14 protein-coding genes are annotated in these 12,523 nt (G+C 60.9%); 9 read left to right on the top strand and 5 right to left on the bottom strand.

Annotation, left to right across the window (positions count from 1 at the left end):
- Positions 1–11: 11 nt before the first annotated feature.
- Positions 12–1,358 carry an MFS transporter gene (locus M8Q45_RS14630; protein ID WP_349654627.1) on the bottom strand — a complete coding sequence of 449 codons (1,347 nt, stop codon included), beginning with the start codon at positions 1,356–1,358 and terminating at the stop codon, positions 12–14.
- A 338-nt stretch (positions 1,359–1,696) separates the two neighbouring features.
- On the opposite strand from M8Q45_RS14630, the gene M8Q45_RS14625 reads away from it, so the two are divergent.
- Positions 1,697–2,410, top strand: a complete 714-nt coding sequence (locus M8Q45_RS14625) for a FadR/GntR family transcriptional regulator (protein ID WP_249875332.1) — start codon at positions 1,697–1,699, stop codon at positions 2,408–2,410.
- 413 nt (positions 2,411–2,823) lie between these two features.
- Here M8Q45_RS14625 and M8Q45_RS14620 read toward each other — a convergent pair whose 3' ends face one another.
- The 3 genes from M8Q45_RS14620 to M8Q45_RS14610 are packed head-to-tail and all read right to left on the bottom strand — an operon-like array spanning position 2,824 to position 5,416.
- Positions 2,824–4,005, bottom strand: coding sequence for an acetyl-CoA C-acetyltransferase (locus M8Q45_RS14620; protein WP_181290636.1), 1,182 nt, complete (start codon positions 4,003–4,005; stop codon positions 2,824–2,826).
- A gap of 11 nt (positions 4,006–4,016) precedes the next feature.
- Positions 4,017–4,682: a CoA transferase subunit B gene (locus M8Q45_RS14615; protein WP_003180355.1), complete on the bottom strand. Its 666-nt coding sequence runs from the start codon at positions 4,680–4,682 to the stop codon at positions 4,017–4,019.
- 35 nt (positions 4,683–4,717) lie between these two features.
- Positions 4,718–5,416, bottom strand: coding sequence for a CoA transferase subunit A (locus M8Q45_RS14610; RefSeq protein WP_249875331.1), 699 nt, complete (start codon positions 5,414–5,416; stop codon positions 4,718–4,720).
- 167 nt (positions 5,417–5,583) lie between these two features.
- Here M8Q45_RS14610 and M8Q45_RS14605 point away from each other — a divergent pair, with 167 nt between their 5' ends.
- The gene (locus M8Q45_RS14605; RefSeq protein WP_249875330.1) at positions 5,584–6,480 is read left to right on the top strand and encodes a LysR family transcriptional regulator; all 897 of its coding nucleotides are present in this window, start codon (positions 5,584–5,586) and stop codon (positions 6,478–6,480) included.
- Positions 6,481–6,609: 129 nt separating this feature from the next.
- Here the strand turns inward: M8Q45_RS14605 and M8Q45_RS14600 are convergent, their stop codons facing one another.
- Positions 6,610–7,437 carry an NAD-dependent protein deacetylase gene (locus M8Q45_RS14600; protein WP_249875329.1) on the bottom strand — a complete coding sequence of 276 codons (828 nt, stop codon included), beginning with the start codon at positions 7,435–7,437 and terminating at the stop codon, positions 6,610–6,612.
- A 178-nt stretch (positions 7,438–7,615) separates the two neighbouring features.
- On the opposite strand from M8Q45_RS14600, the gene M8Q45_RS14595 reads away from it, so the two are divergent.
- The 7 genes from M8Q45_RS14595 to M8Q45_RS14565 all read left to right on the top strand — a co-directional run bounded on the left by M8Q45_RS14595 (position 7,616) and on the right by M8Q45_RS14565 (position 12,405).
- Complete coding sequence (locus M8Q45_RS14595) at positions 7,616–8,125, top strand: ferritin-like domain-containing protein (protein ID WP_030139700.1); 510 nt, start codon at positions 7,616–7,618, stop codon at positions 8,123–8,125.
- A 64-nt stretch (positions 8,126–8,189) separates the two neighbouring features.
- Positions 8,190–8,459, top strand: coding sequence for a hypothetical protein (locus M8Q45_RS14590; RefSeq protein WP_181290640.1), 270 nt, complete (start codon positions 8,190–8,192; stop codon positions 8,457–8,459).
- A gap of 24 nt (positions 8,460–8,483) precedes the next feature.
- Positions 8,484–8,732 (top strand): metallothionein, encoded by a 249-nt coding sequence (locus tag M8Q45_RS14585; protein ID WP_030139702.1) that lies wholly within the window; start codon positions 8,484–8,486, stop codon positions 8,730–8,732.
- A 488-nt stretch (positions 8,733–9,220) separates the two neighbouring features.
- Positions 9,221–9,598 carry a con-10 family general stress protein gene (locus tag M8Q45_RS28635; RefSeq protein ID WP_033864476.1) on the top strand — a complete coding sequence of 126 codons (378 nt, stop codon included), beginning with the start codon at positions 9,221–9,223 and terminating at the stop codon, positions 9,596–9,598.
- A 267-nt stretch (positions 9,599–9,865) separates the two neighbouring features.
- Entirely contained in the window at positions 9,866–10,747 is an 882-nt protein-coding gene (locus M8Q45_RS14575) for a manganese catalase family protein (RefSeq protein WP_030139704.1), read from the top strand.
- 108 nt (positions 10,748–10,855) lie between these two features.
- A complete protein-coding gene (locus M8Q45_RS14570; RefSeq protein WP_249875328.1) occupies positions 10,856–11,785 on the top strand; it encodes a ZIP family metal transporter in 930 nt (309 codons plus the stop codon).
- A 119-nt stretch (positions 11,786–11,904) separates the two neighbouring features.
- Positions 11,905–12,405 carry a YciE/YciF ferroxidase family protein gene (locus M8Q45_RS14565; protein WP_249875327.1) on the top strand — a complete coding sequence of 167 codons (501 nt, stop codon included), beginning with the start codon at positions 11,905–11,907 and terminating at the stop codon, positions 12,403–12,405.
- Positions 12,406–12,523: the final 118 nt, after the last annotated feature.

The following is a 12,523-nucleotide window of genomic DNA, read 5'->3' as shown; positions in this document are numbered from 1 at the left end:
AATTCTAATGGTCAGACGTGGCTGGAAGCCGGGTTGGCGGAAGTCGTGACGGCTTTGGGCTTGGGCGTGTTGCGCGCGGCGAACACAATGATCGCGGCAATGATCGACGTGGCTGCGAGGCCATAGAGACCGCCCTGGATCGAGCCGGTGTGCTGTTCCAGCAGGCCGAAGGTGGTCGGGGCGACAAAGCCGCCGAGGTTGCCCACCGAGTTGATCAATGCGATCACCCCAGCGGCAATCCGCGCGTCCAGGTAGGCCTGGGGAATTGGCCAGAACAGCGACGAAGCCGATTTGAAACCCAGGGCCGCGAAGCAGATCGCGACAAAGGCGAAGATCGGCCCGCCGGTGGTGGACATGAACATCCCCGCCGCGGCGATCAACAGGGCGGCGGCGACCCAGGCCTGCTGGAACTTCCATTTGCCCGACAGCGAGGCGAAGGCGTACATGCCGACGATCGACAGCAACCAGGGAATCGAGTTGAACAGGCCGACCTGCAGATCGCTGAGCTCGCCCATCTTCTTGATGATGCTTGGCAGCCAGAAGGTGGCGGCATAGATCGTCAACTGAATGAAAAAGTAGATCAGGCAGAACAGAATGATCTGGCGATCCTTGAGCAATTGACCGATCGACAACTTGATCGGCGTCGCGGCTTCACGAGCCGCCTGCTCGTCGTCGATGGCCTTGACCAGCGCGTCCTGCTCAGCGCGTTCCAGCCACTTGGCGTCGTGGGGCTTGGAGTCGAGCCAGAACCAGACGAAGACGCACAAGCCGACGGAAAACATCCCTTCGATGAAGTACATCCACTGCCAACCGTGCATGCCCAGGCCGTTGATCTGCAGGAGCAGCCCGGACAATGGGCCGGATATCAGCGAAGCGACCGCCGAGCCACTGAGGAAGATGGCGATGGCCTTGCCGCGTTCGACGCCGGGCAACCAGCGGGTGAAGTAATAGATTACGCCAGGGAAGAAACCGGCCTCGGCCACCCCCAGCAGGAAGCGCAGGATGTAGAAGTGGGTTTCGTTCTGGATGAAGGCCATGCCCGCCGCCACCAGGCCCCAGGTGAGCATGATGCGCGTCAGCCAGATGCGGGCGCCGATGCGTTGCAAGAGGATGTTGGAAGGGACTTCGAACAGCGCGTAGCCGATGAAGAACAGGCCGGCGCCGAAGCCGTACGCCGCTGCGCCGATGCCCAGGTCGTGCTCCATGTGGGCGCGGACGAAGCCGATGTTCACGCGGTCGATGTAGTTGACGATGAACATGATGACAAACAGCGGCAGGATGTGGCGCTTGACCTTGGATATGGCCGATTGCAGCACCGGATCCACGCCGGCATGTGCCTTGAGGCTGGAGGTGTTCACTGGTTTTTTCTCCCACTCGTTATTTTTATGCGGAGCATCGTGCAGGTGCCGATGTTGATAGACATCATACAAGTTGATTTTTTTGTATGACAAGCAGTTTCTGAGCACGATTGGATTGGGGGTGAAGGTTTTTTATGCCGTATTCATTGGCTTGTTTGGGATATGCAGGCGTTCGTGAGGAGATGGGCGCCGGTGCGTTCGTTCGGCGTTCAGCTGGATTTATGAGCGATAAATCGACGTCAATTGAGTGTTGTCATACAAGTTGGTGTCCGTGAATGAGCATTTCCGCCACGGGCAGTGATAGGATCGACAAGCCTGTTTTCAAGGAACCCCGGCACATGCAGCAAGACCCTGAAATGCCCCTGCGCAAGCGCACCCACAACCTGGCCCACGACTTGGTGACGAAGTTGAGCCAGAGCATTCTGCTCGGGCAGTTGAAGCCGGGGGAAAAGCTGCCGTCCGAAGGCGCGATCGTGCGCGAGCACGGGGTCAGTCGCACGGTGGTGCGCGAGGCGATTTCCAAGTTGCAGGCGTCGGGGCTGGTGGAGACTCGCCACGGCATCGGTACCTTTGTGCTTGAGCCGAATGGCGAGCAGGGGTTGCGGCTCAATGTCGATACCGCGGCGGGTGTGCGGGGCATTCTCGAATTGCGCCTGGGCCTGGAGACCCAGGCGGCCGCATTGGCGGCCCAGCGCCGCAGCGAACAGCAACTGCAGCAGATGCGCCAGGCGCTGGATGACTACCAGCGCTTGCTCAGCAACAACGACAGCTGCGTCGAGGCTGACCGGCGTTTTCACCTGCTGATTGCCGAAGCCACGTCCAACAGCTGTTTTGTCGAGATCATGCAGCACCTGGGCAGCGCCATGATTCCTCGCACGAGGGTGAACATGGCCGAGCGCGGCCAGGCGGACCTGGGCAGGCTGGCGCAATTTGCGAACCTGGAACACGAAGCGATCTTCAACGCCATCAAGCGCCAGGACCCCGACGCCGCCCGGGCGGCCATGTGGCTGCACCTGACCAACAGCCGCGACCGGTTTGGCGCGGGGGGCTGACCAATCTCTTCGTCTGGTCCACCGTCTTCGTCGGATCGCTGCCCGGAGCAGGCTCGCTCCCACAATGGATCGTTGTCGCAAATCCCCTGTGGCGAGGGAGCTTGCTCCCGCTGGCCCTGTAGGAGCTGCGTAGAAGCTTGTGTAGGAGCTGTGTAGGAGCTGCCGAGTGCAACGAGGCTGCGATCTTTCCCCAGGCACTTGAGTCTCAAGCGAAAGATCAAGATCAACAGATCGCAGGCTTCGCCAGCTCCTACAGAGCCGAGCGGGAGCAAGCTCCTTCGTCACGGAGCAGGGTTGTCGCGAGCAAACTCAAGGCATAAAAAAACCGGCGCAACCAAGGTTGCGCCGGTGGTGGTGCCAGTGGCTGCGCGGATGTCGTGGGTCCACGCGGCCACCGTTTTGCCTGTTGCCGGTTACGCGCGTTCCAGCGCCAATGCCACGCCCTGGCCGCCGCCGATGCACAGTGTCGCGAGGCCTTTCTTGGCGTCGCGCTTGATCATTTCATGCAGCAGCGTCACCAGCACCCGGCAGCCCGAAGCCCCGATGGGGTGGCCCAAGGCGATGGCGCCGCCGTTGACGTTGACCTTGTCCATGTCCCACTCCAGCTCCTTGGCCACGGCCAGGGATTGGGCGGCGAAGGCTTCGTTGGCTTCGATCAGGTCCAGTTGATCCAATGACCAACCGGCCTTGTCCAGGCAGCGGCGAGTGGCCGATACCGGGCCGATGCCCATGATCGCCGGGTCGACGCCCGCATTGGCGTAGGCACTGATTTTTGCCAGCACTGGCAAACCCAGTGCCTTGGCTTTTTCCGCACTCATCAGGATCACAGCGGCGGCGCCATCATTGAGCGACGAGGCATTGCCCGCCGTAACGCTGCCGTCTTTCTTGAAGGCCGGCTTGAGCTTGCCCAGGGATTCGGCGGTGGTACCGGCGCGGGGTTGTTCGTCGGTGGCGAACGCCACCGGGTCGCCCTTGCGCTGGGGGATCAGGATCGGCGTGATCTCATCGGCAAACCGACCGCCCTCGATCGCGGCAACGGCTTTCTGCTGGGATGCGGCGGCGAAGGCGTCCTGCGCCTCGCGGCTGATGCCGTACTTGTCCACCAGGTTTTCGGCGGTGATGCCCATGTGGTAATCGTTGAACGCATCCCACAAGCCGTCGGTGATCATGCTGTCGATCATCTTCGCGTGGCCCATGCGCAGGCCGGTACGAGCGGCTGGCAACACATACGGGGCGAGGCTCATGTTTTCCATGCCGCCGGCGATGATCACGTCGGCGTCGCCACAGCGAATCGCCTGGGCGCCCAGGTGCAATGCCTTGAGGCCCGAGCCGCAGACCTTATTCAAGGTCAGTGCCGGCACCGCGTGGGGCAGGCCCGCGAGGATCGACGCCTGGCGCGCCGGGTTCTGCCCGGAGCCTGCGGTCAGCACTTGGCCAAGGATCACTTCATCGACCTGTTCACCGGCCAGGCCGGTCTGTTCCAGCAGGCGACGAATCACCGCGGCACCGAGTTCCGGCGCGGGAATGGACGCCAGCGAGCCCTGGAAACTGCCGATGGCGGTGCGGGTGGCGGCGACAATCACGACTTCTTGCATCGAATCTCTCCTCACTGGGCAGCGAACTGCATTTCAGGAACGTGGTCCGGCACGATCAGTTTGCCGGCGGTCTTGGCGACGATTTCCTCGACGCTGACGCCCGGGGCGCGTTCCTTGAGAATAAAGGCGCCATCCTGGATTTCCAGGTAGGCCAGGTCGGTCAGCACGCGCTTGATGCAACCGGCGCCGGTCAGCGGCAGGCTGCAACGGGGCAGCAGTTTGGACTCGCCGTCCTTGGACGCGTGGGTCATGGTGACGATAATGTTCTCGGCGCCGGCCACCAGGTCCATCGCGCCGCCCATGCCCTTGACCAGCTTGCCGGGGATCATCCACGAGGCGATGTTGCCTTCGACGTCCACTTCGAACGCACCGAGCACCGTCAGGTCGATGTGGCCGCCACGGATCATCGCGAAGGATTCAGCCGAGGAGAAGATCGAAGCGCCGATACGCGCCGTGACGGTTTGCTTGCCGGCGTTGATCATGTCCGCGTCGACTTCGGCTTCGGTGGGAAACGCGCCCATGCCGAGCAAACCGTTTTCCGATTGCAGCATGACTTCCATGCCTTCGGGAATGTAGTTGGCGACCAGGGTCGGGATGCCGATACCGAGGTTCACGTAGTAGCCGTCTTGCATTTCGCGGGCGACGCGCTGAGCCATTTGTTCGCGGGAAAGTGCCATGGTGTCATTCCTTCATTCGGGCCGGGGGCAGGGGATCACTTACGGACGGTGCGCTGTTCGATGCGCTTTTCGAACGTGCCGCAAATGACTCGGTCGACGTAGATGCCGGGGGTGTGGATCTGCGTCGGGTCCAGCTCGCCGGGCTCGACGATTTCTTCGACTTCCACCACGGTGATCTTGCCCGCCGTGGCGGCCAGGGGATTGAAGTTCTGGGCGGTGTGACGATAGACGACGTTGCCGAAATGGTCGGCTTTCCAGCCTTTGACGATGGCGAAGTCACCGGTGATGGATTCTTCCATCAGGTACTGGCGGCCATGGAACTCGCGCACTTCCTTGCCTTCGGCCACGGGGGTGCCGACGCCGGTGGCGGTGAAGAACGCCGGAATGCCCGCGCCGCCTGCACGCATTTTTTCCGCGAGGGTGCCTTGGGGGGTGAGCACGACTTCGATTTCGCCGCTCAGCAATTGCTGCTCGAACAGGGCGTTTTCGCCGACGTAGGAGGCGATCACCTTGCTGATCTGCCGGTCCTCCAGCAGTACGCCAAGGCCGAAACCGTCGACGCCACAGTTGTTGGAGACCACGGTGAGGTCACGAATGCCCTTGCGCTTGATTTCGGCGATCAGGTTTTCCGGGATACCGCACAGCCCGAAGCCGCCGGCGATGACGGTCATACCGTCCTTCAAGCCTTCCAGCGCTTCCTCATAAGAGCTCACGCGTTTGTCGAAACCTGCCATAGACACCTCTTTTATTCTTGAGTGGGGTCGCAATGCGATGCAGTGTTGCGCCAAGTCATATATTTGTTAAGTTGATTTTTAGATTGGATTGATTGATAAAACTCAATAGTGGCTGACATTCGCTTGCAGCTTGAAACTAACCACTTGCCGCTGGGAGCGTAGCGACCATGACCCTCAAACAAATCCGCGCATTCCTCGCCGTGGCCCAGAGCCTGAGCTTCGCCGTGGCCTGCGAGCGGCTGCACCTGTCCCAATCAGCCCTGAGCTTGACGATCAAGGCGCTGGAGGAGGGCTTGGGAGGCCGCCTGTTCAGCCGTAACACGCGCAATGTCGCGCTGACGCCGGAAGGTGAGTCCCTGCTGCCGCTGGCCCGTCGACTGGTCGCCGATTGGGACAACGCCGAGGACGAAATGCGCCAGCGCTTCACCTTGCAGCGCGGGCGCGTGACGCTGGCGGCGATGCCGTCGTTCGCCGGCAACCTGCTGCCACCGATTCTCAAGACCTTCCGCGCACGGTTCCCGAATGTCAATGTCACGGTCAACGACGTGATCAACGAGCAGGTGCTGGAAATGGTCCGCGATCGTCATGTGGAGCTGGGCGTGGCGTTCGAGCCGATGCAGGGCTCGTCGCTGGCATTCACGCCGTTGTACCGCGATCGTTTCGTTGCGGTGGTGCCTTTGGATTCACCGCTGGCCCGGCGCGACGACATCCAGTGGGAGACCTTGCTGGAACAGCCATTCATCACCTTGCAACGGCCCTCTACCGTGCGGGTCATGCTGGAAGAACATCTGCAAGCCCGAGGCTGGAAGCTGCCGGTGGAGTTCGAGAGCCACCAGTTGGCGACCGTCGGGCGGATGGTTGCCAGTGGCCTCGGCGTCAGCGCGGTGCCGGCCCTGTGCGTTGGCCAGATGCATGAGCTGGGCGCCCGTTGCATCACCCTCAGCGACCCAGTGATAGAACGGGCCATTGGCGTGCTGACCAAGCCGGGCTACGAACTGTCGGCGGCGGCCCAGGCGTTGTTCGATACGTTGAAGGATCAGGACCTGTGTGTGCGGTCGCCATGAGTTCAGGTGCCATGAGTTGTCCCTGTGGGAGCGAGCTTGCTCGCGATAGCGGTGTATCAGTCAGCGTCTATGTAACTGACCCATTGCTATCGCGAGCAAGCTCGCTCCCACAGTGGAGTGGGGTGCGCTTCAGATCATCAGCGGCAACAGTTCTTCGCACGGTATTCCGATCTTCAGATCCAACAATTCATCAGCCCGGGTCTTGCCCTGGTTGATCGCCAGCAGCGGCTTGCCCTGGTCCTTGATCGCGCGGCACAGGCGAAACGCTGAATAGGCCATCAGTGACGAGCCCACCACCAACAATCCATCCGCTTGCTCGACGGCTTGCATGGCGCGCGCCGCGGTGGGCGCGGCGACGTTTTCACCGAAAAAAACCACATCCGGCTTCAGGCGTTCGCCGGCGCAATGCGGGCAATGCGGCACCTGGAAGCGCGCCTCGAACGCCGGATCCAGCAGCGTGTCGCCATCGGGGGCCTGCACGGCATTGATACCGCTCAGGTAGGCGTTCTCGGTTTCCATCAACGCCTGGATCTGCTGGCGCTCGCTGCGCTGGCCGCAATCGAGGCACAGCACGCGGTGCAGGCTGCCGTGCAGTTCGACGACATGCCGGCTGCCGGCCTGGTCATGCAAGGCGTCGACGTTCTGCGTGATCAGCCCACTGATGCGCTCCGCCGCCTGCAACGCCGCCAAGGCTTCGTGCGCCTGGTTCGGGCGGGCTTGGCGCATGCGTGGCCATCCGAGCATCGCCCGCGCCCAATAGCGTCGCCGTGCCTCCGGTTGGGCGAGGAATTCCTGGTACATCATCGGTTGCCGGCCCCGTCGCACACCGTCGGTGTCCCGGTAGTCGGGAATGCCCGATGGGGTGCTGATGCCCGCGCCCGTCAGCACCAGGAAGCGGCGCCCGGTCATATAGGTCTGCAGTTGGTCGATCGGATCACGGTGTAGATCGTCGGGCATGGAGGTTCTCCGCTGGCCTTGAGTCGTTGAGGGTAGCACCGGGTTCGTCCCACGCCTTTCGTCGCCCTCGCGTGGTGTTTGTTCAAACTTTCCCAGCGCCGGTGAAATCCACCTTATGTGCGGTACTTCAGCGCTCTTGCGCCGCGCTGCGCTAATGAACACGGATAAGGAGAACGCAATGGCAACCCCCAAAGAGAACCTGCTGGATTGGCTCAACGACGCTCACGCCATGGAACAGCAAGCAGAGAAAATGCTCAAGGCCCAGGCCGAGCGCCTCGAGCATTATCCGGTGCTCAAGGCTCGGATCGAACAGCACATCGAAGAGACGCTCGGGCAGCAGAAACTCGTCGAAGGGTGCATCCAGCGGCTGGGCGGCAGCCCGTCGATGCTCAAGGACATGGCCGGCAAGCTGATGGCGTTCGGTCAGGCCATGGGCGGCATGGCGATGAGTGACGAAGTGGTCAAGGGCGCCATGAGTGGCTACGTATTCGAGAACCTCGAGATCGCTTCCTACACGGTGCTGATCGCGGCGGCGAAAGCGGCCGGCGATGTCGAGACCCAGAAGGCCTGCGAGCAGATCCTGCCCCAGGAAATCGCCATGGCCGACTGGCTGCGCGACCATCTGCCGGAAATCACCCAGGCGTTTCTCGAGCGTTCGGCCAACCCGCATACCGAAGCCAAGCGCTGATGCAAAAGCGCGGCCGCTGATTGCGGCCGCGCCAAACCTGCCGTCAAACGCAAAGAGGACAGGCATGAAGCAGACCACCGGTGAGGTAAGAGCCATCAATCGACAGAGTGCGAGAGTGGGTGTCTACGTGGCCGAAGAAGACGGCCACACGGTACTCGAGCTGGGCCCCGCCAACGACGTGGACATTGGCGACGTCATGGAGTGGGACAGCGGCGCGGCCCTTGGCACCCAGACGTATCGCAACCTGACCAAGGGTTGGGCCGACGAGGTGTATGTGGCAAAGCATGGCGTTGCGGCAGCGAACCTTGAGGTCCAACTGTTGGTGGGATCCTGATAGTTCCAGTGCAGGAGAAGGATCATGAGCGAATTGAAGTGTGGCTGCCCCGGCTGCCACTGCGATGTCGATCCCGATCGGGTGTTCAACCATGACGGCGAGGCTTATTGCAGTCAGGCCTGCGCCGAGCAACACCCCAACGGAGAACCGTGCCCGGCGCCGGATTGCCATTGCGAGCACAGTGGCAAGGTCGGCGAAAGGGATATCACCAACAACCAGCTGGATGAAGCGTTGGAGGAAACGTTCCCGGCCAGCGACCCGATTTCACCCTGAACATCGCTTTATCCGGGCATCGGCGACAGGGTGCCCGGACACCGCAAGCCGGTCAGTGCGGTGGTGCAAGACAACACCGGCAGCCCGCGAGTTTTGGCTTCCTGGAACGGCGCGAGGCCGGGGTGACGAGACCGGTGCAGTGGGGTGCCGGCGCCACTCGGCCCTTGGCGGACAGCGTGGAAAGACACGCACTGTTTTAAATGGATGGAACAGGCAGTGTGGGAGCGAGCCTGCTCGCGAAAGCAGTTAAAAGTTCAATACTCATATTGACTGATACATTGCATTCGCGAGCAGGCTCGCTCCCACGTATTAACCGCCGCTTGGGTAATAGTTAATTTCAATTCATCGCAAGCGCAGCGGTATATAAACAGAAGTGGCGACCGTTCGTCGCCGTTTGAAGAACTTTCTTCAAACCTTGAATGCGTCATGTTTTCCGAATAAGTACGAGCCAACAGGGTTCGCAAATAGCAACTAACGAGGTGAATGAAATGGCAAATACAGGTAATAACAACCCTGGCAATTTCGCTAACGATCGTGAGAAAGCATCTGAAGCCGGCAAGAAAGGCGGCCAGGCATCGGGCGGCAACTTCGCCAACGATCCGGAACGCGCAGCCGAGGCTGGCCGTAAGGGTGGCCACATGTCGGGTGGCAATTTTGCCAACGATCCGGAACGTGCCGCAGAAGCCGGTCGCAAGGGCGGACAAGCCTCGGGTGGCAATTTTGCCAATGACCCTGAACGGGCCTCGGAAGCGGGTCGCAAAGGTGGCCAAGCCTCCGGTGGCAACTTTGCCAATGACCGGGAAAAGGCTTCCGAAGCCGGTAAGAAAGGCGGGGAAAACAGCCACGGTGGCGGTCGTAATTCGTAATGTCCCATGGTCTGCCGGCCCCATGTCATTTGACATGGGGCCGGCACCGTCGAATGCATGAAAGTGTATATAAAGTCGGGCATGTCATGCCCGGCTTCGCTTGACTGTTCACAACTAAGGCGTGTTTTGGTTATGCAGCGATGCAACGACCATTCGTCTTGCGCCGTGAATAAAAAATAAATTTTATTTCATTAACTTCTTCTGACTGTCATGGGCCTGTCGTCGGCAGGGTTCCCATGAACTGTGTCCTGACCGAGGAGTTCAATCATGTTTATTCACAATAAGCGATTGCAATATACCGTGCGTGTCGCCGAGCCCAATCCAGGCCTTGCAAACCTGTTGCTGGAACAGTTTGGTGGCGCCCAGGGTGAATTGGCGGCCGCGTCGCGTTATTTCACCCAGGCCCTGTCCGAAGATGATCCGGGCCGCAAGGATCTGCTGATGGACATCGCCACCGAGGAGCTCAGTCACTTGGAGGTGATCGGCTCGATCATCGTCATGCTGAACAAGGGCGCCAAGGGCAAGATGGCCGAAGGCGTCGAGCAGGAAGGCCAGCTGTATCGCGAGATCAACGGTGCGGGCAACGACTCCCATATCACCAGCGTGCTGTATGGGGCCGGTTCGCCGTTGACCAACTCGGCGGGAGTACCCTGGACAGCGGCCTACATCGACACGATTGGCGAACCGACCGCGGACATGCGTTCGAACATCGCCGCGGAGGCCCGGGCGAAAATCGTTTACGAGCGGCTGATGAACGTCACCGACGACCCCGGTGTGAAAGAAGCCCTGGGCTTTTTGATGACGCGCGAAATCGCGCACCAGTTGTCGTTTGAGAAAGCCCTGCACGCCATCCAGCCCAACTTCCCCCAAGGCAAATTGCCTGGCATGCCGGAGTTCACCAACGTGTACTTCAACATGTCCCAGGGCGAGCCTTCGGTGCGCGGTCCCTGGAACCAGGGCGACGATTGGGAATTTGTCGAGAACCCGACGCCGGCGGTCGATGGCGGCGATGGCCTGGCCAGTGTGCAGTTGAGCGAGAAGGATGAAGCGTTGCTGATGGACATGAAGGCGCGGACGATGTCCAACCCGGAAAGCAACCCCACGACAGGCGCCGACCTGGGCGCGGGGATGCAAAACGAGAAGTTGTGAGGGATCGGCGAGGGGGTCTGGCTCCCTCGCCTGAACATATTGCTTGATCGTTCCTTTGGTTGCGGGTGACGATCAGGCACCGTGCGGTTAAATCAACAAGGACATTCGATGGACCAGCCCACCTCCCGGATCCGATCGCCCTGGCGTACCTGGCTCGATCCCGTGCAAAACAACCTGCTGTGGGGGCTGGCCTTCTGGCTTGGATTGGCGTTGGTCGCCGCGCTGTTGCTCTACAGCGGCTACAACGCCCTGGTGGGAGCCAATCGCCAGAACCTGGGTTATGCGGCGCTGGGCGGTACCTCCGGTTTCGCCGCTACGGCATTGGGCGCAGTGATGGCGGTGGTGTTGCGCGATATCTCATCCCGCACCCAGGACATCATGCTGGGGTTCGCTGCCGGGATGATGTTGGCGGCCAGTTCGTTTTCGTTGATCCTGCCGGGCATCGACGCCGCGCAGGTCATTTGCGGCAACCAGTTGCTCGCCGCCCTTGTCGTCGTGATCGGCCTGGGGCTGGGCGTCCTGCTGATGATCGGTCTCGACCGTTTCGTGCCCCATGAGCATGAGCTCAGTGGCCGACGCGGTCCCGAGGCCAAGCGTATCAACCGGGTCTGGTTGTTTGTCCTGGCGATCACGCTGCACAACCTGCCGGAGGGCATGGCCATCGGCGTCAGTTTCGCCAATGGCGACTTCAAGGTCGGCCTGCCCCTGACCACCGCCATCGCCATCCAGGACATCCCCGAAGGCCTCGCCATTGCCATGGCCTTGCGCGTCACCGGCATCAGTACCCTGCGCGCTGCGTTGATTGCGGTCGGCTCGGGATTGATGGAGCCCTTGGGCGCGGTGATCGGCCTGGGCATGTCCTCCGGCGTGGCCGTGGCTTACCCCATCAGCCTGGGGCTGGCGGCGGGGGCGATGATTTTCGTGGTGTCCCACGAGGTGATTCCGGAAACCCACCGCAACGGCCACGAAACGCCGGCGACCCTGGGGTTGATGATGGGGTTCGCGGTGATGATGTTCCTGGACACGGCGCTGGGTTGAATCGTTCGTCCCCTTTGTCCAGGCGTTCGCAGATTTCTTGAACATCCGCAAAACCCTCCGAGTCAGTGATTGAACAGGTGAAGCGCGGCTTCGCCGTTCATTGATCGGAGGATACCCAGATGGCCAGAAAAACCGTGACGGACCTGTTCATTCACGAACTGTCCGATGTCTACAGCGCCGAAAAACAGATCACCCGCGCCTTGCCGCGCATGGCCCGGGCCACCACCAACCCGTTATTGGCCCAGGCCTTCAATGATCACCTTGAAGAAACCCAAGGGCAGATCGAACGCATCGACACCCTGGTGGAAGTGGCGGGCATCAAGCTCAAGCGCATGAAGTGCATCGCCATGGAAGGGCTGGTGGAAGAGTCCAAGGAACTGATCGAGGAAATCGACAAAGGCGCGGTGCTCGACGCGGGGCTGATCGGTGCGGCGCAAAAAGTCGAGCATTATGAAATCGCCAGCTACGGCACGCTGATCGCCATGGCCAAGCATTTGAACTTGGGCAATGAGGTTGTTGGACTCCTGCTAGCGACCCTCAAGGAAGAAAAAGCCACCGACGAGAAACTGTCGAAGATTGCCGAGCAGGGCGGCAACCAGGCGGCGACGATGGAGTCGTGAGATCGATCCAGCCGGCTTTTGCTCTCGCTGGACTGCGTGTAGGAGCTGCCGAAGGCTGCGATCTTTTGATCTTTTGATCTTTTGATCTTTTGATCTTTTGATCTTTTGATCTTTCGCT

The sequence above is a fragment of the Pseudomonas sp. T1.Ur genome, assembly GCF_023516725.1.
Taxonomy (GTDB): domain Bacteria; phylum Pseudomonadota; class Gammaproteobacteria; order Pseudomonadales; family Pseudomonadaceae; genus Aquipseudomonas; species Aquipseudomonas alvandae.
Note: the sequence above shows the minus strand (reverse complement) of the source record. Positions and strands in the feature narration are given on the sequence as shown.

Bases quoted from the DNA above. Each gene is read 5' to 3' on its own strand.
- M8Q45_RS14625 (WP_249875332.1), top strand. From the start codon at position 1,697: ATGCAGCAAGACCCTGAAATGCCCCTGCGCAAGCGCACCCACAACCTG.
- M8Q45_RS14620 (WP_181290636.1), bottom strand. From the start codon at position 4,005: ATGCAAGAAGTCGTGATTGTCGCCGCCACCCGCACCGCCATCGGCAGT.
- M8Q45_RS14615 (WP_003180355.1), bottom strand. From the start codon at position 4,682: ATGGCACTTTCCCGCGAACAAATGGCTCAGCGCGTCGCCCGCGAAATG.
- M8Q45_RS14610 (WP_249875331.1), bottom strand. From the start codon at position 5,416: ATGGCAGGTTTCGACAAACGCGTGAGCTCTTATGAGGAAGCGCTGGAA.
- M8Q45_RS14605 (WP_249875330.1), top strand. From the start codon at position 5,584: ATGACCCTCAAACAAATCCGCGCATTCCTCGCCGTGGCCCAGAGCCTG.
- M8Q45_RS14600 (WP_249875329.1), bottom strand. From the start codon at position 7,437: ATGCCCGACGATCTACACCGTGATCCGATCGACCAACTGCAGACCTAT.
- M8Q45_RS14595 (WP_030139700.1), top strand. From the start codon at position 7,616: ATGGCAACCCCCAAAGAGAACCTGCTGGATTGGCTCAACGACGCTCAC.
- M8Q45_RS14590 (WP_181290640.1), top strand. From the start codon at position 8,190: ATGAAGCAGACCACCGGTGAGGTAAGAGCCATCAATCGACAGAGTGCG.
- M8Q45_RS14585 (WP_030139702.1), top strand. From the start codon at position 8,484: ATGAGCGAATTGAAGTGTGGCTGCCCCGGCTGCCACTGCGATGTCGAT.
- M8Q45_RS28635 (WP_033864476.1), top strand. From the start codon at position 9,221: ATGGCAAATACAGGTAATAACAACCCTGGCAATTTCGCTAACGATCGT.
- M8Q45_RS14575 (WP_030139704.1), top strand. From the start codon at position 9,866: ATGTTTATTCACAATAAGCGATTGCAATATACCGTGCGTGTCGCCGAG.
- M8Q45_RS14570 (WP_249875328.1), top strand. From the start codon at position 10,856: ATGGACCAGCCCACCTCCCGGATCCGATCGCCCTGGCGTACCTGGCTC.
- M8Q45_RS14565 (WP_249875327.1), top strand. From the start codon at position 11,905: ATGGCCAGAAAAACCGTGACGGACCTGTTCATTCACGAACTGTCCGAT.